This is a genomic window from Vibrio aestuarianus (assembly GCF_028858425.1).
Lineage (GTDB): Bacteria > Pseudomonadota > Gammaproteobacteria > Enterobacterales > Vibrionaceae > Vibrio > Vibrio aestuarianus.
The window spans coordinates 1033019-1053635 of the sequence record NZ_JAKNYQ010000001.1; the positions used below are offsets into that span (position 1 = coordinate 1033019).

Below are 20617 nucleotides of genomic sequence, written 5' to 3' on the forward strand. Positions count from 1 at the left end.
ACAATCGGCCCCTGATTTTTACCACCAGAATCAACTGAGGAATAGAGAATGGCAACTGTAACTGCTGCTCTAGTAAAAGAACTGCGCGAGCGTACTGGCGCAGGTATGATGGAATGTAAAAAAGCACTTGTTGAAGCAAACGCTGACATCGAACTAGCGATTGAAAACATGCGTAAAAGCGGTGCGGCTAAAGCAGCTAAAAAAGCGGGTAACATCGCAGCTGAAGGCACAATCCTTATCAAAGAAGCTGACGGCGTTGCTGCGCTTCTAGAAGTAAACTGCCAAACTGACTTCGTAGCTAAAGATTCTAGCTTCCTAGCTTTTGCTAATGAAGTTCTAGAAGTTGCTCTTACTGAGCGTCTAGATATCGAAGCACTTCAAGCTAAGTTTGAAGAAGCACGTATCGCTCTAGTTGCTAAAATTGGTGAGAACATCACTATCCGTCGCGTTCAATTCATTGAAGGCGCTAAAGTGGGTTCATACCGTCACGGCGACCGTATCGGTGTTGTTGTTGCTGGCGATGCTGACGAAGAAACTATCAAGCACGTAGCAATGCACGTTGCTGCTGCTAAGCCTGAGTACGTTAATCCTGAAGATGTACCAGCTGACGTTGTTGCTAAAGAACGTGAAATTCAAATCGAAATCGCAATGCAATCTGGTAAGCCAGCTGCAATCGCTGAGAAAATGGTTGAAGGCCGCATGACTAAGTTCACTGGTGAAGTGTCTCTTACAGGTCAAGCGTTCATCATGGATCCTTCTCAAACTGTTGGCGCAATGCTGAAAGCTAAAGGCGCAACAGTAACTAACTTCGTTCGTCTAGAAGTTGGTGAAGGTATCGAGAAAGCTCAAGAACTAAGCTTCGCTGAAGAAGTTGCAATGGTTCAAAAAGGTTAATCCTAGCGATTTTGCCTAAAAAAAGACCGTAGCCAAGGCTGCGGTCTTTTTACGAATGGCAGCTTGAGATTAATTGTGATGATTTGGAATTCGATATTTAGTTTCAAACCATGACCGTTAATCGACAACTCTCTATTGGAAGGTAAGCTTCATGACTACGAACCCTAAACCAGCATATCAACGTATCCTGTTAAAACTTAGCGGTGAAGCGCTACAAGGCGAAGAAGGTTTTGGTATTGATCCTACGGTACTTGACCGTATGGCTCAGGAAGTAAAAGAACTGGTTGAACTGGGTGTTCAAGTTGGCGTTGTTATCGGTGGTGGTAACTTATTCCGTGGTGCTGGTCTAGCTGAAGCTGGCATGAACCGTGTTGTTGGCGACCATATGGGTATGCTTGCGACAGTTATGAACGGCTTAGCAATGCGTGATGCTCTGCACCGTGCTTACGTGAACGCTCGTGTGATGTCGGCTATTCCTCTTAAAGGCGTTTGTGATGATTACAACTGGGCCGATGCGATTAGTCAATTGCGTCAAGGTCGAGTGGTTATTTTCTCAGCAGGTACTGGAAACCCATTCTTTACCACTGATTCTGCTGCATGTTTGCGCGGTATTGAGATTGAAGCAGACGTAGTTCTAAAAGCGACAAAAGTAGATGGCGTATTTAGTGCAGACCCAGTGGCAAACCCTGACGCAGAGCTGTATGATAAGCTGTCTTATACAACTGTGCTTGAAAAAGAGCTAAAAGTTATGGACTTGGCAGCGTTCACACTTGCGCGTGACCATAAAATGCCAATCCGCGTATTTAATATGAACAAACCAGGCGCATTACGTCGTGTGGTAATGGGTGAAGCGGAAGGCACGCTAATTAGCACTGCTGAATAATCACTCCAAACAGATAAGAATTAAGGTGATATTGTGATTAACGAAATCAAGAAAGACGCTCAAGAGCGTATGGATAAGAGCGTAGAAGCCCTGAAAAACAACCTTTCTAAGGTACGTACTGGTCGCGCTCACCCAAGTTTACTCTCAGGTATTTCTGTCGATTATTATGGTTCAGCAACACCGTTGAATCAGGTAGGTAACGTGGTAGCAGAAGATGCACGTACGCTTGCTATTACTGTATTTGATAAAGAGCTGACACAGAAAGTTGAAAAAGCAATTCTGATGTCTGACCTAGGTCTAAACCCTATGTCAGCAGGTACCGTTATTCGCGTTCCACTTCCACCATTGACGGAAGAGCGTCGTAAAGACCTAGTTAAGATTGTACGCGGTGAAGCTGAAGGCGGTCGTGTTGCTGTTCGTAACATTCGTCGTGATGCTAATGGTGATCTGAAAGGTCTGTTGAAAGACAAAGAAATTTCAGAGGATGAAGATCGCAAAGCGCAAGATGACATCCAGAAACTAACGGATGCAGCCATTAAGAAGATTGATGATGTTCTTGCCGCTAAAGAAAAAGAGTTAATGGAAGTTTAATAACTTTACCCCTTCAAAAAACGCTGTACTCACAGTGCAGCGTTTTTTATGCTATTTTGCCCTTTCAGTTTGGTAATCAATTAATTTCTTATGCAAAATCCATCCCTCTGCTCCGATGTATTACCTCAACATATTGCTATCATTATGGACGGAAACGGCCGTTGGGCGAAAGCTCAAGGTAAGCCGCGTGTTTTTGGTCATAAAAATGGTGTTGCAGCGGTCAGAAAAACCATTTCAACTTCGGCTAAGTTAGGTATCAAAGCGGTAACGTTGTTTGCATTTAGCAGTGAAAACTGGCGACGTCCGCAAGAGGAAGTGGGAGTGTTAATGGAGTTATTTATTTCTGTATTATCAACGGAAGTAAAAAAACTGCATAAAAATAATTTGCGTTTAAGAGTGATTGGCGACAAGACACGCTTTAGTTCACGTTTGCAGGCTAAAATAGCTCAAGCGGAAGCACTAACGGCGTCAAACAGTGGCATGGTGGTTAATATCGCTGCAAACTATGGCGGTAAATGGGATATTACTGAAGCTATGCGCAATATTGCCACCAGAGTGGCCAATGGAGAATTAACTGCGGAAGAGATTGACGAGAGCTTAATCACTCAGTCGTTAACCATGTCTGATCTGCCGGAGGTTGATCTGCTCATTCGTACCAGTGGTGAATGTCGCATCAGTAACTTTATGCTCTGGCAGTTAGCCTACGCCGAGATGTATTTTACTCCTATTTACTGGCCAGAATTTGGCGAAGAAAGTTTAATTGAAGCAGTGACTTGGTTTGTTAATCGTGAGCGCCGTTTTGGCTGTACCGGTGAGCAAATCAAGGCATTGATGGAACAGCAATAAAGGATCCATTAGTTTGAAGCAACGAATTATCACAGCGCTCATTTTAGCCCCACTGGTGATACTAGGGATTTTTAAACTGTCGCTTCCCCTGTTTATGGCCGCTTTGGCTGTCGTCGCGATAATTGGTGTATGGGAATGGACTCAGTTTGTCGATGCTAAATCGAGATACTTAGCGGCTATTCCTACCGTAGTCGTTGGCGCTGCCAGTTACGTACTCGTTTCTCCTGATGCAACCAGCCTAAACGATATGGTGGGTATTCATTATATTATTCTTGGTATTGGCGCGGTTTGGTGGCTGTTTTCGAGCTTTTTAGCCATTACTTATCCTAAGTCTCGTTCGTGGTGGGAAAACTCCAAGACGTTAAGACATTTATTTGGTGTGCTTACCTTACTCCCTTTTTTCTGGAGCGTGCTATTTCTACGCGCAGAATCCTTTTCAAGTGATCCTTACCACGGTGCAAAATTAGTGCTGTTCGTTTGCCTGATCGTTTGGGCCGCTGACAGTGGCGCTTACTTTGCCGGGAAAAGTTTTGGTAAGCGCAAAATGGCGCCAGCCGTCAGTCCAAATAAAACCATTGAAGGTTTGATCGGTGGGGTTATTACCGCTCTTATCGTCGCGTGGTTCACGGCAGATTGGTTTAATATTGAATTTTCAAGCCCAGTATCCATGGTGGTGATAACACTATTAACCGTGGTTATTTCAGTATTGGGCGATCTAGTTGAAAGCATGTTTAAACGTGTTTCTGGAATTAAAGACAGCAGCAATATTATTCCTGGGCACGGTGGTGTCTTGGATCGTATTGATAGCCTTACTGCTGCGTTCCCTATTTTTGCTCTTCTGTATTTTATTTTCTAATGCATGGGGCAAGTATGCTTGCCTTATGCTTACTTCACGGTCTTTGCTATGCGTAAGTTAACGATTCTCGGTGCAACAGGTTCAATTGGTGCGAGTACGCTAAAAGTTGTTGCTCAAAACCCAGAGCAATTCTCTGTCGTTGCGTTAGCGGCAGGAAGTAACGTCAATAAAATGCGTGAGTTATGTCAGCAGTGGCATCCCACTTACGCGGTTATGGCGACTCAAACTGCAGCAGACCAGTTGTCGCTTCAATTAAAATCTCTCAATCTCAACACTCAAGTGCTATTTGGTGATGAGGCAATGTGTGATGTCGCAGCCCTAGATGAAATTGATACTGTCATGGCCGCGATTGTTGGTGCGGCAGGCTTATTGCCTACTATGGCGGCGATAAAAGCCGGTAAGCGGGTTCTGTTAGCGAATAAAGAAGCGTTGGTGATGTCTGGCCAACTGTTTATCGATGCCGTTGAACAATATGGCGCTGAATTATTGCCAGTGGACAGTGAACACAATGCGATTTTCCAATGTTTACCCTCTGAAATACAGACCAAACTTGGTCGTTGTGATTTGCAAGCACATGGTATTCAACACATATTGCTGACAGGCTCTGGTGGTCCTTTCCGATACAGTGATTTGAATGTATTGGCCGATGTCACCCCAGAGCAAGCTATCGCACACCCTAATTGGTCTATGGGGCCAAAAATTTCTGTCGATTCGGCAACTATGATGAACAAAGGGTTGGAGTATATTGAAGCCAAATGGCTCTTTAATGCATCACAGCAGCAGTTAAAAGTACTGATCCACCCGCAGTCGGTTATTCATTCTATGGTGCAATACCGTGATGGCTCAGTATTAGCACAAATGGGTGAGCCAGATATGGCCACCCCAATAGCCTTAACACTTGCTTATCCTCAGCGAATTAATGCTGGTGTCCCAGCACTTGATTTCACTCAGCTATCCGAGTTGAGTTTTATGGACGTCGATTACGACCGTTACCCATGCTTAGGCTTAGCCATCGATGCTTGTTATCAAGGTCAGCATGCGACTACATCACTCAATGCCGCTAATGAAATTGCGGTTGACGCTTTTTTGAATAAGCAAATTCGATTTACCGATATAGCACGGGTTAATGAACGCGTATTGTCAAAAGTGTGTGCAACACATACCCAGTTACATTCCTATGACTTGGAAAGCTTGTTAGAGCTAGATAGAATGGCTCGCAATCTTGCCTACCAAACAATAAAAGAGCGTTTATCATGAGTGGCATTTTATGGAATTTTATATCCTTTATCATTGCATTAGGCATACTTGTCGCCGTTCATGAATTCGGTCATTTTTGGGTTGCTCGCCGCTGTGGGATTAAAGTTGAAAAGTTCTCTATTGGCTTTGGTAAATCGATCTGGAGCCGTGTCGCTCGTGACGGTACTGAATACAGCCTGTCAGTGATCCCTCTAGGTGGTTATGTCAAAATGCTCGATAGCCGAGTTGATGATGTAGCACCGGAATTAAAACCTTTCGCTTTTGATCAAAAACCATTATGGAAAAGGGCTGCAGTCGTTGGCGCTGGACCTGCCTTTAATTTCTTCTTCGCCATTTTTGCTTACTGGCTTGTGTTCTTAATTGGCGTACCAGCCGTTAAACCTGTCATTGGTGATATCACTCCTCAATCAATTGCCGCACAAGCAGGCCTTGAATCAGGTATGCAGATTAAAGCGGTTTCTGGCGTTGAAACGTTAGATTGGGAATCTGTGAATATGGGCCTTATTGGTCACATTGGTGATGAGCAATTAACCCTGACCGTCAGTTCTAGCGATAGAATTGGCCTTGAAGAAATCAAAACTTTAGATCTGCACTCTTGGAACTTTAACCCAGAAACAGAGTCTGCTATGGGAGCATTAGGTTTTAAACCTTTCGTGCCTGAGATTTCACATACCTTGACCAACGTGTCTCAAGGTGGGGCCGGTGAAAAAGCAGGGTTGCAAGTTGGTGATACGCTTATTCAAGCCAATGGTGTGAAAATAGAACAATGGCAACAGGTGGTAGAGTTAATTCAAAGCAATCCTAACCGGGCTATTGATCTGACGGTTGAGCGAGATGGTCAACCTGTTGAAGTTAAGCTAATACCGGATACTCGCGAGTTACCGCAAGGTAAAACGATTGGTTTTGCTGGAATCGCTCCTAAAGTCGCAGAATGGCCGGAAAGTTATCGATTTGAGCTTCAATATGGTGTATTTGAATCAGTCGGTAGAGCGGTTGAAAAAACAGAACAAGTGATCGGTTTGACCATCAGCATGTTGAAAAAATTGGTGGTGGGTGATGTGGGTCTGAACAATCTTAGTGGACCTATTTCGATAGCGAAAGGTGCAGGAGCAACAGCGGATTACGGTTTAGTTTACTTCTTAGGTTTTCTGGCGTTGATCAGCGTCAACTTAGGGATTATTAACCTTGTGCCTTTACCAATGCTAGATGGTGGGCATTTACTGTTTTTTGCAATTGAAGCGATTATTCGCCGTCCAGTCCCTGAAAAGGTTCAAGAGATGGGATACCGTATTGGTGGGGCGATCATCTTTTCTTTGATGGCTGTAGCAATATTTAATGATTTTACTCGCCTGTGATTGATAAGCACTAGGCAAAGGTAGTAGCAAGGAATAACAAGAATAAATATGGCAATGAAACAGATCCTTTTCGCGACATTATTAGCAACAAGTCTCTCCGCGAATAGTGCCGAGAACTTTGTAGTCCAAGATATACAAATTGAAGGTCTTCAACGTGTTGCGCTCGGTGCTGCATTACTCAAGATGCCAGTTCGAATTGGTGATACGGTTGATGCACAAGATGTTGCGGATATTATCAAAGCGCTTTATGCCTCAGGTAACTTTGAAGACGTCCAAGTACTACGAGATAACAACGTTCTTATCGTCCAAGTTAAAGAACGCCCAACCATTGCCAGCGTCTCATTCTCTGGTAACAAAGCGATCAAGGAAGAGCAATTACAGCAAAACTTAGATGCTTCCAATATTCGAATTGGTGAGGCGTTAGATCGCACTACCTTGAGCAATATCGAAAAAGGACTGGAAGATTTTTACTACAGCGTCGGTAAATACAACGCAACCGTTAAGGCGGTTATAACGCCTCTGCCGCGTAACCGTGCTGATCTCAAATTTGTTTTCACTGAAGGGGTTTCAGCGAAAATCCAGCAAATCAACTTTATTGGTAATGAAGTTTTCACTGATAAAGAACTGCTCTCTCGCTTTAACTTAAATGTTGATATTGCATGGTGGAATTTCCTTGCTGATGACAAATATCAAAAGCAAGTGTTGGCCGCAGATATCGAAGCATTGCGATCTTTTTACCTTGACCGTGGGTATCTAAAGTTTCAGGTTGATTCCACACAAGTGGCTATTTCGCCAGACAAGAAAGGTGTTTACATCACGTTAGGGATCAACGAAGGCAAAGCTTATCAAGTCAAAGACGTCAAGTTCCGTGGGGAATTAATAGGCAAAGAAGCTGAGTTTGAAGCGATGGTTCCGTTTGCTGCAGGTGAAAAGTATAACGGGTCATTGGTGACGAGATTAGAAGAAGATATGAAGCGCGTACTTGGAGAAGCGGGTTACGCTTACCCACAAGTGCGAAGCATTCCTGAATTCGATGATGAAACTCAAGAAGTATCTTTGGTTGTCAACGTTGAAGCTGGAAATCGTATTTATGTACGTGATATTCGTTTTGTGGGTAACAACTCAACCAAGGACGAAGTGTTGCGCCGAGAAATGCGTCAAATGGAAGGAAGCTGGCTCAATTCAAAAGCGATTGATACTGGTAAAGGCCGCTTGAATCGTTTAGGTTTCTTTGAAACAGTTGATGTCCAAACGGTGCGTGTTCCTGGCAGTGAAGACCAAGTTGATTTAGTTTACAACGTTAAAGAGGCAAACTCAGGCAGTGTAAACTTTGGTGTTGGTTACGGCACAGAGTCTGGTATTAGTTTCCAGGTTGGTCTGCAACAGGATAACTTTATTGGTTCTGGTAATCGTGTTGGCATTAATGCCATGATGAATGACTACCAAAAGAACATTAGTTTAGATTATCGAGACCCATACTGGAACCTTGATGGTGTCAGTTTAGGCGGTAAAATTTTCTACAACCAATTTGAAGCATCAGAGGCCGGTATTGTTGACTATACCAACGAAAGTTATGGAGCAAACCTAACTTGGGGTTTCCCATTTGATGAGCTCAATCGTTTTGAATTTGGTATTGGTTATACACATAACAACATCGGTAATATTGATGAATATGTTCAAGTGAGCCAATTCTTGCGGTCTCAAGCGAGTAATCGTAATGAGGACGGTAACCTAGTTACTAATGACTTTGACCTCAATATTTCTTGGACTCGTAATAATTTAAACCGTGGTATTTTCCCAACGGCAGGTAATCATCAGAGTGCGTTCTATAAAATGACCGTACCAGGTTCAGATGTTCAATATTTCAAACTGCAGTATGATATTCGTCAGTATTACCCATTGACGAAAAAGCATGAATTTAGCCTCTTACTAAGAGGTCGTTTAGGTTATGGTAATGGCTATGGCCAAACCGATGGCCAAGATAACCTCTTCCCATTTTATGAAAACTACTACGCGGGTGGTTTCACCACCCTTAGGGGCTTTAGTTCAAATACGGCAGGTCCAAAAGCGATTTATAATGACCCAGTGGGATGTAATGGTAATAATGGTGGTAATAACCGTTGTTATACGGCAACGGATGATTCCGTTGGTGGTAATGCCGTTGCGTTGGCAAGTATTGAGTTGATCGTGCCGACGCCATTTGCTTCAGATGACTATCGTAGCCAAATTCGTACCAGCATTTTCTACGATATGGCCAGTGTTTGGGATACCGAGTTTAATTATCAGGATACTAAATTAGGTTATGGTGATAAGTATTATTATGATTATTCTGACCCAACGAACTACCGTTCATCTTTTGGTGTAGCATTACAGTGGATGTCACCGATGGGGCCTCTGGTTTTCTCTCTTGCTAAACCGATTAAATCTTATGAAGGTGACGATGAAGAATTCTTCACTTTCACTATTGGTAGAACCTTCTAACAAAGGAAAATATTTTGAATAAAATCATTAAAGCGGCTAGTGTAAGCCTTGTAGTACTAAGTTCGTCTTTCTTTGCACAAGCAGCTGAGGCAGCGCAAAAAGTTGGCTATATAAATACTGCGCAAGTTTTCCAAGCTCTACCTCAACGTGAAGTAGTTTTGCAAAAATTGCAGGAAGAGTTTAAAGATAAAGCGGCAGAGCTACAAACGATTCAAGCTGAAGCTCAGACTAAAATCGAAAAGTTAAAGCGTGATGGTGAGCTACTAGGTCAAGATGAAGTTGAGAAGCTGCGCATCGAGATCGGTCAACTTGACAGTAAGTACAAAATCAAAGCTCAAGCACTAGAAAAAGCATCAGCTCGTCGCGAAGCGGAAGAGAAACAAAAACTGTTTATGGTGATCCAAGAAGCCGTACAGAAAGTAGCTGAGAAAGAAGGTTACGATATCGTTGTTGATGTACAAGCCATGCAATATGGTAAAGCGGACTACAACTTGTCTGAGAAAGTAATTAAGCAACTAAAATAATACTATTATGGCAAAACTGACTTTAGCCGAATTGGCAACTATCACCGGCGGAGAAGCGTTTGGTGATGACTCTGCGACTGTTGTTGCAGTCGCACCAATGGACAAAGCGCAGCAAGGTCATGTGACTTTTCTGTCTAATCCAAAATACAGTAAGCACCTTGGTGAATGCAAAGCTAGCGTGATTATGGTGAAGGCTTCTGAGCGTGAGCTATGCAAAACTAACGTTTTGGTTGTGAATGACCCATACGTTGCTTTTGCTAAAGTCGCACAAGCCTTGGATATCACACCTAAACCAGCGTATGAAATAGCAGCTTCAGCAATCATTGCCGATGATGTAAAGTTGGGTCACAACGTTTCGGTTGGGGCTAATGCCGTGATTGAGTCAGGCGTTGAGCTTGGTGATAACGTTTCAATTGGCGCAGGATGCTTCATTGGCAAAAATGCTAAAATTGGTAGCGACACCAAGTTGTGGGCTAACGTCAGTATTTACCATGAAGTTCAAATTGGTAGTGCGTGTTTAGTTCAGTCCGGTACTGTTATTGGTTCTGATGGTTTTGGCTATGCTAATGAGAAAGGTGAGTGGATTAAAATTCCACAAATTGGTTCAGTTCGCATTGGCAACCGTGTTGAAATTGGTGCTTGTACCACCATCGACCGCGGTGCGTTGGATGATACCGTTATTGAAGATAACGTGATTATCGATAACCAATTGCAGATCGCACACAATGTGCACATCGGATATGGTACTGCAATAGCTGGTGGTACCATCATTGCGGGGAGTACCAAAATTGGTAAATACTGCATTATCGGTGGTGGTGCAGTGATCAATGGTCATATTGAAGTTGCGGATGGTGTGACTATTACAGGTATGTCTATGGTTATACGTAGTATCTCAGAGAAAGGCATGTACTCCTCAGGCATACCATTGCAACCTAATAAAGAGTGGCGAAAAACAGCGACTCGCGTTCATCGTATTGATGATATGAATAAGCGCCTTAAAGCGCTAGAAAAGCAGCTAGAGCAAAAAGCGGAATCATAATTCCACTATTTCGAAAAAGGCTCGCCAATTGCGAGCCTTTTTCGTCTATAATGCTGAATAATTTTGAAGTTTTACTGTATAGGAATATAACTTTGACTACTGAAAAGAAAACGATGAACATCACTGAAATTCAGGAGCTGCTTCCTCATCGCTACCCATTTTTGTTGATTGACCGAGTTATTGACTTTGATGAAGGTAAATACTTGGTGGGTCTAAAAAATGTTTCAGTGAATGAACCTCAATTTACTGGTCATTTCCCTAAGTTGCCTGTTTTTCCTGGTGTGTTGATTCTTGAGGCGATGGCTCAAGCAACTGGCTTATTAGCGTTTAAAACCTTCGGTGCACCAAAAGAAAATGAGTTGTATTATTTTGCCAGTATCGATAAAGCCAAATTTCGCAAGCCTGTTGGCCCTGGCGATCAACTGATTATTGAAGTTGAATTTTTAAAAGAACGTCGCAGTATTGCATTATTCAATGGTGTGGCGAAAGTTGATGGCGAAGTAGTCTGTTCTGCTGAGCTAAAATGTGCTCGTAGAGAGTTTTAATATGATTCACGAAACTGCACAAATCCACCCAAGTGCGGTGGTTGAAGACGGTGCCATCATCGGTGCGAATGTAACGGTTGGGCCTTTTACTTACATTACATCCGGCGTGAGTATTGGGCAAGGCACCGAGGTGATGTCACATGTCGTCATCAAAGGTAATACCGTTATTGGTGAAGACAATCGCATTTTTCCACATGCGGTGATCGGTGAAGAGAACCAAGATAAAAAATACGGTGGTGAAGATACCCGCGTAATTATCGGTGACCGCAATGTTATCCGCGAAGCGGTGCAAATTCATCGCGGTACGATGCAAGATAAAACGCAAACTGTTGTCGGTAATGATAACCTATTGTGTGTCAACGCCCATATCGCTCATGACGTTATTGTTGGTAACCATACTCACATTGGCAATAACTCCATTCTTGGCGGTCACGTGACAGTTGGTGATTATGCCGGGGTGATGGCTTTATCGGCAATTCATCCTTTTTGTACCGTTGGTGCATACGCTTACGTTGGTGGCTGCTCTGCAGTAGTGCAAGATATACCGGCGTATGTATTAGCTCAGGGTAACCATGCTTCACCATTTGGCCTTAATTTGGTTGGTTTGAAGCGTAATGGCTTTGAAAAAGCAGAAATTCGAGCGCTGCAAAAAGCATACAAAGAGATTTATCGTTCAGGAAAAACGCAAACTGAAGTGCTACCAGTGTTACTTGAGATGGCGCAAGAGTGGCCGTCAATCAAGCGTCTTAGCGATATGTTACAGCAGACAGAGCGTGGCATTATTCGTTAATTCTACGTGTCTTAATTACTTGTCGAATCTCGATAACTATCTGAAGATCGCTACTTTTTAGCGATCTTTTGTCTTTTAGACACACAACCGTTACGCTGAGCTCATCTTGTTAGGAAAGAATATGCATCCAATGGAAAAACCACTACGAATTGGTATTGTTGTCGGAGAATTATCCGGTGATACGTTAGGTGAAGGCTTTATTAAAGCAATAAAGCAGCAATACCCTAATGCGGAATTTGTTGGGATTGGCGGCCCTAAAATGATGGCGCAAGGCTGTGAATCTCTGTTTGAGATGGAAGAGCTGGCGGTAATGGGCTTGGTTGAAGTACTTGGTCGTTTACCGCGCTTGCTCAAAGTCAAAGCCCAACTGGTCAAGTATTTTAAAGACAACCCACCAGATGTCTTTGTTGGTATTGATGCCCCTGATTTTAATTTACGCTTAGAGCTTGATCTCAAAAAAGCGGGCATTAAAACCGTTCATTATGTCAGCCCCTCAGTATGGGCTTGGCGACCTAAGCGAATTTTTAAAATTGATGCCGCAACGGATTTAGTCTTAGCATTTTTGCCGTTTGAAAAAGCGTTTTACGACAAATATCAAGTGGCGTGTGAATTTGTCGGTCATACACTGGCCGATGCAATTCCTCTTCAGCCTGACAAAATGGCAGCGCGTGAGTTATTACGGTTAGAAGCTGCTAAGCAGTGGTTAGCGGTATTACCAGGTAGCCGTGGTGGTGAAGTTGGGTTAATTGCTAAGCCTTTTATTGAAACCTGCCGTCAAATAAAACAGAAGTACCCAGATATTGGTTTTGTGGTTGCTGCGGTTAACTCAAAACGTAGACAGCAATTTGAAGAAATTTGGCAAGCCACCGCACCAGAGCTCGATTTTGTGATTGTTGAAGATACTGCACGCAATGTAATTACCGCAGCAGATGCGGTACTACTTGCCTCTGGAACCGTAGCATTAGAATGTATGCTACTGAAAAGACCAATGGTTGTCGGTTATAAAGTTAACCGCCTAACTGGGTGGCTAGTACAAAAATTAGCGATTACCGAATATGTTTCACTGCCAAACATTCTTGCCGGAGAAGAGCTGGTAAAAGAGTTTATTCTTGATCAATGCGAAGCAGAATTTTTATACCCTGCAGTCGATAAAATGCTCAGTGGTGACAACAGCGTCTTGATAGAACGCTTTACTGAAATGCATCAATGGATCCGTAAAGATGCCGATAAACAGGCTGCAAAAGCTGTTTTGACTTTGATAGGAAAAGCATAACCATGGCAGAAAAAGAATTCCCACTCTTCGAATATCCTCAAGGGTATCATCTGATTGCCGGAGTTGATGAAGTAGGGCGAGGCCCATTGGTCGGTGATGTCGTCACCGCTGCGGTTATTCTTGATCCAAGCAACCCTATTGCAGGGTTAAATGATTCGAAAAAACTTTCTGAGAAAAAGCGTTTAGCTCTGTTCCCTGAAATTCAACAAAAGGCACTAGCGTGGTCAATTGGCCGCTGCTCACCGGCTGAAATTGATGAACTCAATATCCTGCAAGCGACAATGGTTGCGATGCAGCGTGCCATTGCTGGTTTACATGTACAGCCTGATTTAGCCTTGATTGATGGCAACAGAGTACCTAAGCTACCGATGGATGGTGTTGCAGTCGTAAAAGGCGATATGCGCGTAGCCGAAATCAGCGCGGCATCCATTATTGCTAAAGTGGTGCGAGATCAGGAAATGGAAGCATTAGATAAGCAGCATCCACAGTTTGGTTTTGCTCAACATAAAGGCTATCCAACCAAAGCGCATTTTGCCGCAATAGAGCAATACGGTGTTATTGCCGAACATCGCAAAAGCTTTAAGCCAGTGAAACGAGTACTCGGCATTGATTGAGGTGTAAGCCGCAATCAGATTCGCGTAGAATAACCGTCAAATATCGAACCAAACCTAGCATCTAGGATAAGTTGAATGTCAGAACCCAAGTTTGTCCACCTTCGTGTCCACAGTGATTACTCTATGATCGATGGCTTGTCCAAAGTGCCACCGCTTGTAAAAAAAGTGGCCGAGATGGGCATGCCTGCGATGGCGTTGACCGATTTCACTAACTTATGTGGTTTGGTAAAGTTCTACGGCACGGCGCATAATTGTGGTGTTAAGCCAATCATAGGTGCTGATTTCATTATGCAATCGGAAGAGTTTGCTGATGAATTGACCAAGCTAACAGTGCTTGCGACAAACAATGTCGGCTACAAAAATCTCACCCTTCTCATCTCCGAGGCTTATTTACGGGGGCATGTCCAGCACCAACCCGTGATTGATAAATCGTGGTTGATCAAATATGCCGAAGGGTTGATCGTCCTATCAGGGGCAAAAAACGGTGAAATTGGCAAAGCGCTATTAAAGGGTAATCATACATTAGTCGATAAATGTGTTGAATTTTATCAAACCCACTTTGCGGATCGTTTTTACCTTGAGCTTATCCGAACCAACCGAGCTGACGAAGAAACCTATTTGCATTTTGCGCTTGAATTGGCCGAAAACAAGCAGTTGCCAGTGGTTGCGACCAACGAAGTGGTATTCCTAACCGAAGAATTCTTCGAAGCCCATGAAATTCGTGTTGCTATCCACGATGGTTACACCATGGTCGATCCTCGTCGCCCCAAAAATTATAGCCCTCAGCAGTACTTACGCAGTGAAGCTGAAATGTGCGAATTGTTTGCTGATATTCCAGAAGCTTTGGAAAACAGCGTTGAAATAGCCAAACGCTGTAATGTCACGGTTAGGCTAGGGGAATATTTTCTGCCCGCCTTCCCAACGGAAGGGATGGAAGAAACCGAATACTTGGTGATGAAATCAAAACAGGGCCTCGAAGAGCGCCTTGAATTTCTATTCCCCGATCCAGAAATTCGTGCTCAACGTCGTCCTGAATACGATGAACGGCTGCTGATAGAACTTGAAGTGATCAACAATATGGGCTTTCCCGGTTACTTCTTGATCGTGATGGAATTCATCCAGTGGTCGAAAGATAACGATATTCCTGTTGGGCCAGGGCGTGGTTCAGGCGCTGGTTCATTGGTAGCTTATGCGCTAAAAATTACAGACTTAGACCCATTGGAATACGATCTACTCTTCGAACGTTTCTTGAACCCCGAACGTGTTTCAATGCCCGATTTCGACGTCGATTTCTGTATGGATAAACGTGACCAAGTAATTGATCACGTTGCTGAAATGTATGGGCGTGATGCCGTATCACAGATCATCACCTTTGGTACTATGGCCGCTAAAGCCGTTATTCGCGATGTTGGCCGAGTCCTAGGGCATCCCTTTGGCTTTGTTGATCGCATTTCAAAACTGATCCCCGCCGATCCGGGCATGACGCTCGAAAAAGCGTTCAAAGCTGAACCTGCGCTACCTGAGCTGTATGAAAACGATGAAGAAGTCAAAGAACTCATCGATAAGTGCCGCATTTTAGAAGGTTGTACGCGTAATGCGGGTAAGCATGCTGGTGGTGTGGTTATCTCTCCAACCACTATTACCGACTTTGCCCCAATTTACGCTGATGCTGAAGGGCATTTCCCCGTTACGCAGTTTGACAAAAACGACGTTGAAACCGCGGGGCTGGTGAAGTTCGACTTCTTGGGCTTGCGTACCTTAACCATCATCGATTGGGCATTGGGGTTGATAAACCCGCGTTTGCAACGAGAAGGCAAAGAGCCTGTTCGCATCGAATCGATTCCTTTGGTTGATGCCGCCTCTTTTCGAGTGTTACAAAATTCAGAAACCACCGCGGTATTCCAGTTGGAATCACGTGGCATGAAAGACCTCATCAAACGCCTGCAACCAGACTGTTTTGAAGATATCATCGCATTAGTGGCGCTATTTCGTCCGGGGCCATTGCAATCAGGGATGGTAGATAACTTTATCGACCGTAAACATGGCCGAGAAGCAATCTCATACCCAGACGAAAAGTGGCAACACGAGTCACTTAAAGAAATTTTAGACCCGACTTACGGCATTATCTTGTATCAAGAACAGGTGATGCAAATCGCTCAGGTACTTGCTGGTTATACGTTAGGCGGTGCGGATATGCTGCGCCGTGCGATGGGTAAGAAAAAGCCCGAAGAAATGGCCAAGCAACGGGCGGTTTTCGAGCAGGGGGCGATAAAAAACGGTGTTGATGGTGAGTTGTCGATGAAAATCTTCGACTTGGTGGAAAAATTCGCCGGTTATGGCTTTAACAAATCGCACTCTGCTGCTTATGCCTTAGTCTCTTATCAAACACTGTGGTTGAAAACCCATTATCCAGCCGAGTTTATGGCTGCTGTAATGACGGCAGATATGGATAACACCGAGAAAGTCGTTGGCTTGGTTGATGAATGTTTCCGTATGAACCTAAAAGTATTACCACCGGACATAAATGCTGGTTTGTACCGCTTTAATGTCGATGAAACCGGTGCCATCGTTTACGGTATTGGTGCGATCAAAGGGGTGGGCGAAGGGCCGATTGAAGCGATTTTAGAAGCACGTAATGCGGGTGGCTATTTTAAAGACCTGTTTGATTTTTGCGCCCGCATTGACCTAAAAAAAGTCAATAAACGGGTCATTGAAAAATTGATTTATGCTGGTGCGTTAGACCGTTTAGGTCCACACCGCGCCGCAATGATGGCATCATTAAATGACGCGGTAAAAGCGGCTAGCCAATATCACCAAGCTGAAGCGTTTGGTCAGGTGGATATGTTTGGTGTGCTAACCGATGCACCAGAAGAAGTGGAACATAAATATACCCAAGTCGCTAAATGGCCAGAGAAAGTGTGGTTAGAGGGAGAGCGTGATACATTAGGCCTTTATTTGACCGGTCACCCAATAAATGCCCATATTAAGGAACTGGCTAAGTACACCAGTTGCCGATTAAAAGATGCAACTCCCACTCGACGCGATCAGTCGGTTACCTTAGCGGGTTTAGTGATTGCCGCAAAAGTGATGACGACCAAGCGCGGCACGCGAATTGGTATCATGACGTTAGACGATCGTTCAGGGCGAATGGAGGTAATGTTATTCTCCGATGCATTAGAACGGTATGCAGAACTGCTAGAAAAAGATAAAATTTTAGTGATTTCTGGACAGGTCAGCTTTGATGACTTCAATGGTGGCCTTAAAATGTCGGCGCGCGAAGTCATGGACTTGGGCAGCGCGCGTGAAAAATATGCCCGTGGTCTGTCGGTATCGATTGAACAATCGCAAATAGATGACCAGTTTTTTGAGCGCTTTAGTCAGATCTTAGAGCCTCACCGAGCAGGGACCATACCTGTCAATGTATACTATCAGCGCTTAGAGGCGAGAGCGCGGCTAACGCTCGGTACGCAATGGCGTGTTACGCCAAGTGATACATTGTTAGACGAATTGAAACAGCTACTTGGGAACGACCAGGTAGAACTCGAATTTAACTAAATTCAGCGTCATTGAGTTGAACGCTGAGTCAAAAAGGATCGGTAGATGAGCCTAAATTTTCTAGAATTTGAAAAACCAATCGCTGAACTTGAAGCAAAAATTCAGGCGCTACGTGACGTATCTCGCCATGGTGGTGATAAGTCCGTTGATCTAGATAAAGAGATCGAACTGTTAGAAAAGAAAAGCTTAGAACTGAAAAAGAAAATTTTCGGTGATTTAGGTGCCTGGCAAGTGGCGCAACTTGCTCGTCATCCACAACGCCCATACACCTTAGATTATATCAACCATGTCTTCACCGAATTTGATGAACTGGCAGGTGATCGCGCTTTTGCTGACGATAAAGCTATTGTTGGTGGTATTGCCCGTTTAGAAGGCCAGCCGGTTATGGTCATTGGTCACCAAAAAGGGCGTGAAACCAAAGAAAAAGTAAGACGCAACTTCGGCATGCCAAAACCGGAAGGTTACCGTAAAGCGCTGCGTTTAATGCAAATGGCTGAACGCTTTAAAATGCCGATCATCACCTTCATTGATACCGCTGGTGCATACCCTGGTGTAGGCGCTGAAGAGCGCGGTCAATCAGAAGCCATCGCTAAAAACTTAAAAGTAATGTCTGGTTTAACAGTACCGGTTATTTGTAATGTAGTTGGTGAAGGTGGGTCTGGTGGCGCACTGGCTATCGGCGTGGGTGACTACGTGAACATGTTGCAATATTCAACCTATTCGGTAATTTCGCCGGAAGGCTGTGCTTCTATTTTATGGCGTGACTCAGATAAAGCACCACAAGCTGCGGAAGCGATGGGCTTAGTTGCTCCGCGCTTAAAAGAGCTAGAGCTGATTGATGAGATCATTGAAGAACCATTAGGTGGTGCGCATCGCGATCCAATTCAAATGGCGGCGAATATGAAAGCCACACTGCTAAAACAGTTAGCTGATTTACAACCACTAAATGAAGAAGCGCTGTTAGAGCGTCGCTACCAACGCTTAATGAATTACGGCTATTGCTAATATAAAAAGTCATTACCAATATATAAAAAGGGTTGAACTAAGGTTCAGCCTTTTTTTTTGTCTACTAATCTACTAATCTACTAATCTACTAATCTATTAATTAACCTGAACTCGGGATAAAAATAGAAGGGAACTAAAAGCTGGTTCTGCGATCAGATCTTTCAATTAAGAGAGAACCGTCGCAAAGGAACCAGCTATGGATAAATTAGTGGACTTGTTTTGCCATGTCGATGACTTTTGTAAAGTTTTTCTGCCACAGTGGCAAAAACTTCAGCTTGAAAGCGGCGAACGAAAGCGCAACCGCAAAGGCAGGATGTCCGAAAGCGAAATCATGACAATCATTATCGCTTTCCATATGTCTCATCAGCGTGATTTCAAAAACTTTTACCTTGGGATCGTGCGTCGCCACTACAAGAGTTATTTCCCAACTCTGCTCAGTTACACACGGTTTCTTGAAGTAATGCCTTCAGTTCTTGTGCCACTCAGCTCTTTCTTTAGCCATGTCAAAGGTGAACCGACAGGCATTGAATTTATTGACTCTACGAGTATAAAAGTCTGCCACAACTTACGCATTCCGAGACATAAGGTTTTCAAAGGAACGGCGGCAAGGGGTAAAGGTACAATGGGCTGGTTTTATGGATTTAAACTTCACATCATAACCAATCATCTTGGCGATATCGTTGCAGCCAAACTTACCCCCGCCAATACCGATGATAGAAAGCCAGTCCGGGAACTATCAAAAGGCCTTCTTGACAAGCTCTATGCAGACAAAGGCTATATCAGTAAAGTACTTACCGAAGATTTAAAAGAAGACGGAATCACCCTAATTACCACCCACCGCAAGAACATGAAGCCGAAGGTACTTGCTGCTTGGGATAGAGCGATGCTGTCAAAAAGGTTTATTATCGAAACCATCAATGACCAACTGAAAAACATCTCTCAGATAGAGCACTCTCGTCATCGGAGCCTACATGGATTCATGCTGAACCTACTTGGCGGGTTAATCGCGTACTGTCTGAAGCCAGAAAAGCCATCGCTTAATATTACGAACACTGAAAAAACAGGACTGATGGCGATGGCTTAAACCGATCTGAGGTTAATTAATGGCTAGCTGGAGTTTTCCCTACTTAAGTAGCTACATTATTTAATTTAATGAGTAATAACTCATTATTGGGTGTATTGAAGGTTTGGAAATTAGTCAACGCTAATTAGTGGTGTAATGGTTTGTTTAATATGCATTTATTACCCGAGGTTAATATTGTTTACCTTATTTTAGGCCATTATATGATGCTGCTGGTATTAGTTTCATTTTTTTTCATTATTAAATCATCTTTTATCAGGATTAATGCTTGGTAAATAATTTATAGTATCGTCTACAAATGATTCACCAGTCCAACTTAACATTAACATCCATTTATAAAAAGTAGGTTTTTAAAATGAAAAGCATAAAAGCAAGGAACTCTCGTAACAGTAATAAAAAGATACGGGGTTTAGCTCTCTTAGAAATCCTTATTGCTATTGGTATCCTGGGTATAATCTCTGCTGGGGTTGCAACTTTAGCATCTCGTACATTTGAAGAACAAAATGCTAGTTTAATCAATAAGTCAGTTACAGATTTATCTATGTCATTAAAAAAAGCTTTCAGTCGTGCTGGTCGTTACAGCGGAACTGAAAACAATTTCGTAGAGTTGATTGCAGCAGGGGCAATATCCGAGAATTCAGTTACCAATCCAATAACAAATGCTTATTATGGGTATACACCAATTGAGAAATATGCTGGCGCTGTCAGCGGTAGTGCATTTGTTATAACTATTACTGGATTGAGCAAGACATTGTGTAAAAAGATTGTTACTGGGCCTTTGGTCACTGATGCTTCATATTTTGCAGCATCACTTAGCACAGCGCCGACGCTACCAACTCACTTTGATGAAGCTCCTGATCTAGCGACGAGTGGCATAATTAAGACATTACAAGGATTGGATAGCACTGCTAACGATCCACTATCATATAATGTTGTGTGTGAGCAAGGCAATAATACAATATTTTACGGCACATACTAAATACTAAATATAGCGCTTTATCACGGTTGGTAAAGCGCTGGTAATACTT

General features: G+C 43.4%; 18 protein-coding genes. All 18 read left to right on the top strand.

All coding sequences use genetic code 11. The features are described 5' to 3' along the window. The first annotated feature begins 48 nt into the window (after window positions 1-48). The 18 genes from tsf (at window position 49) to MCT08_RS04960 (ending at window position 20568) form a co-directional block, all read left to right on the top strand. Window positions 49-894, top strand: a complete 846-nt coding sequence (gene tsf / locus MCT08_RS04875; RefSeq protein WP_171979448.1) for a translation elongation factor Ts — start codon at window positions 49-51, stop codon at window positions 892-894. A gap of 151 nt (window positions 895-1045) precedes the next feature. Next, window positions 1046-1777, top strand: a complete 732-nt coding sequence (pyrH, locus tag MCT08_RS04880; protein ID WP_053310920.1) for a UMP kinase — start codon at window positions 1046-1048, stop codon at window positions 1775-1777. A 33-nt stretch (window positions 1778-1810) separates the two neighbouring features. Then, the gene (gene frr / locus MCT08_RS04885; RefSeq protein WP_053310921.1) at window positions 1811-2368 is read left to right on the top strand and encodes a ribosome recycling factor; all 558 of its coding nucleotides are present in this window, start codon (window positions 1811-1813) and stop codon (window positions 2366-2368) included. A 90-nt stretch (window positions 2369-2458) separates the two neighbouring features. After that, a complete protein-coding gene (uppS, locus tag MCT08_RS04890; RefSeq protein ID WP_171979446.1) occupies window positions 2459-3214 on the top strand; it encodes an undecaprenyl pyrophosphate synthase in 756 nt (251 codons plus the stop codon). 13 nt (window positions 3215-3227) lie between these two features. Next, entirely contained in the window at window positions 3228-4070 is an 843-nt protein-coding gene (locus tag MCT08_RS04895) for a phosphatidate cytidylyltransferase (RefSeq protein WP_274677982.1), read from the top strand. A 48-nt stretch (window positions 4071-4118) separates the two neighbouring features. Beyond that, entirely contained in the window at window positions 4119-5327 is a 1209-nt protein-coding gene (gene ispC / locus MCT08_RS04900; protein WP_053311006.1) for a 1-deoxy-D-xylulose-5-phosphate reductoisomerase, read from the top strand. Beyond that, window positions 5324-6682 carry a sigma E protease regulator RseP gene (gene rseP, locus MCT08_RS04905; RefSeq protein WP_261915212.1) on the top strand — a complete coding sequence of 453 codons (1359 nt, stop codon included), beginning with the start codon at window positions 5324-5326 and terminating at the stop codon, window positions 6680-6682. Before ispC ends, rseP begins: the two co-directional genes overlap by 4 nt. 48 nt (window positions 6683-6730) lie before the next feature. Beyond that, the gene (gene bamA / locus MCT08_RS04910; protein ID WP_274677983.1) at window positions 6731-9163 is read left to right on the top strand and encodes an outer membrane protein assembly factor BamA; all 2433 of its coding nucleotides are present in this window, start codon (window positions 6731-6733) and stop codon (window positions 9161-9163) included. A 14-nt stretch (window positions 9164-9177) separates the two neighbouring features. Then, window positions 9178-9687 carry an OmpH family outer membrane protein gene (locus MCT08_RS04915; protein ID WP_168521314.1) on the top strand — a complete coding sequence of 170 codons (510 nt, stop codon included), beginning with the start codon at window positions 9178-9180 and terminating at the stop codon, window positions 9685-9687. 7 nt (window positions 9688-9694) lie between these two features. Continuing rightward, window positions 9695-10726, top strand: coding sequence for a UDP-3-O-(3-hydroxymyristoyl)glucosamine N-acyltransferase (gene lpxD / locus MCT08_RS04920; RefSeq protein WP_274677984.1), 1032 nt, complete (start codon window positions 9695-9697; stop codon window positions 10724-10726). Window positions 10727-10839: 113 nt separating this feature from the next. Then, the gene (gene fabZ / locus MCT08_RS04925; RefSeq protein WP_274678653.1) at window positions 10840-11271 is read left to right on the top strand and encodes a 3-hydroxyacyl-ACP dehydratase FabZ; all 432 of its coding nucleotides are present in this window, start codon (window positions 10840-10842) and stop codon (window positions 11269-11271) included. 1 nt (window position 11272) lies between these two features. Next, window positions 11273-12061, top strand: coding sequence for an acyl-ACP--UDP-N-acetylglucosamine O-acyltransferase (lpxA, locus tag MCT08_RS04930; RefSeq protein ID WP_053310929.1), 789 nt, complete (start codon window positions 11273-11275; stop codon window positions 12059-12061). Window positions 12062-12182: 121 nt separating this feature from the next. After that, the gene (lpxB, locus tag MCT08_RS04935) at window positions 12183-13334 is read left to right on the top strand and encodes a lipid-A-disaccharide synthase (protein ID WP_274677985.1); all 1152 of its coding nucleotides are present in this window, start codon (window positions 12183-12185) and stop codon (window positions 13332-13334) included. Window positions 13335-13336: 2 nt separating this feature from the next. Next, the gene (rnhB, locus tag MCT08_RS04940) at window positions 13337-13948 is read left to right on the top strand and encodes a ribonuclease HII (protein ID WP_274677986.1); all 612 of its coding nucleotides are present in this window, start codon (window positions 13337-13339) and stop codon (window positions 13946-13948) included. 75 nt (window positions 13949-14023) lie between these two features. Then, on the top strand, window positions 14024-17503 hold the full coding sequence (gene dnaE / locus MCT08_RS04945) for a DNA polymerase III subunit alpha (RefSeq protein WP_168521318.1): 3480 nt from the start codon (window positions 14024-14026) through the stop codon (window positions 17501-17503). Window positions 17504-17548: 45 nt separating this feature from the next. Continuing rightward, entirely contained in the window at window positions 17549-18508 is a 960-nt protein-coding gene (accA, locus tag MCT08_RS04950) for an acetyl-CoA carboxylase carboxyl transferase subunit alpha (RefSeq protein ID WP_053310933.1), read from the top strand. 196 nt (window positions 18509-18704) lie between these two features. Next, the gene (locus tag MCT08_RS04955; protein ID WP_168521016.1) at window positions 18705-19592 is read left to right on the top strand and encodes an IS982 family transposase; all 888 of its coding nucleotides are present in this window, start codon (window positions 18705-18707) and stop codon (window positions 19590-19592) included. A 352-nt stretch (window positions 19593-19944) separates the two neighbouring features. Next, window positions 19945-20568 (top strand): prepilin-type N-terminal cleavage/methylation domain-containing protein, encoded by a 624-nt coding sequence (locus MCT08_RS04960; RefSeq protein WP_274677987.1) that lies wholly within the window; start codon window positions 19945-19947, stop codon window positions 20566-20568. Window positions 20569-20617: the final 49 nt, after the last annotated feature.

Coding starts and splice junctions, on each gene's coding strand:
- tsf (WP_171979448.1), top strand. CDS start 49: ATGGCAACTGTAACTGCTGCTCTAGTAAAAGAACTGCGCGAGCGTACT.
- pyrH (WP_053310920.1), top strand. CDS start 1,046: ATGACTACGAACCCTAAACCAGCATATCAACGTATCCTGTTAAAACTT.
- uppS (WP_171979446.1), top strand. CDS start 2,459: ATGCAAAATCCATCCCTCTGCTCCGATGTATTACCTCAACATATTGCT.
- ispC (WP_053311006.1), top strand. CDS start 4,119: ATGCGTAAGTTAACGATTCTCGGTGCAACAGGTTCAATTGGTGCGAGT.
- rseP (WP_261915212.1), top strand. CDS start 5,324: ATGAGTGGCATTTTATGGAATTTTATATCCTTTATCATTGCATTAGGC.
- bamA (WP_274677983.1), top strand. CDS start 6,731: ATGGCAATGAAACAGATCCTTTTCGCGACATTATTAGCAACAAGTCTC.
- lpxD (WP_274677984.1), top strand. CDS start 9,695: ATGGCAAAACTGACTTTAGCCGAATTGGCAACTATCACCGGCGGAGAA.
- fabZ (WP_274678653.1), top strand. CDS start 10,840: ATGAACATCACTGAAATTCAGGAGCTGCTTCCTCATCGCTACCCATTT.
- lpxA (WP_053310929.1), top strand. CDS start 11,273: ATGATTCACGAAACTGCACAAATCCACCCAAGTGCGGTGGTTGAAGAC.
- lpxB (WP_274677985.1), top strand. CDS start 12,183: ATGCATCCAATGGAAAAACCACTACGAATTGGTATTGTTGTCGGAGAA.
- rnhB (WP_274677986.1), top strand. CDS start 13,337: ATGGCAGAAAAAGAATTCCCACTCTTCGAATATCCTCAAGGGTATCAT.
- dnaE (WP_168521318.1), top strand. CDS start 14,024: ATGTCAGAACCCAAGTTTGTCCACCTTCGTGTCCACAGTGATTACTCT.
- accA (WP_053310933.1), top strand. CDS start 17,549: ATGAGCCTAAATTTTCTAGAATTTGAAAAACCAATCGCTGAACTTGAA.
- MCT08_RS04955 (WP_168521016.1), top strand. CDS start 18,705: ATGGATAAATTAGTGGACTTGTTTTGCCATGTCGATGACTTTTGTAAA.
- MCT08_RS04960 (WP_274677987.1), top strand. CDS start 19,945: ATGAAAAGCATAAAAGCAAGGAACTCTCGTAACAGTAATAAAAAGATA.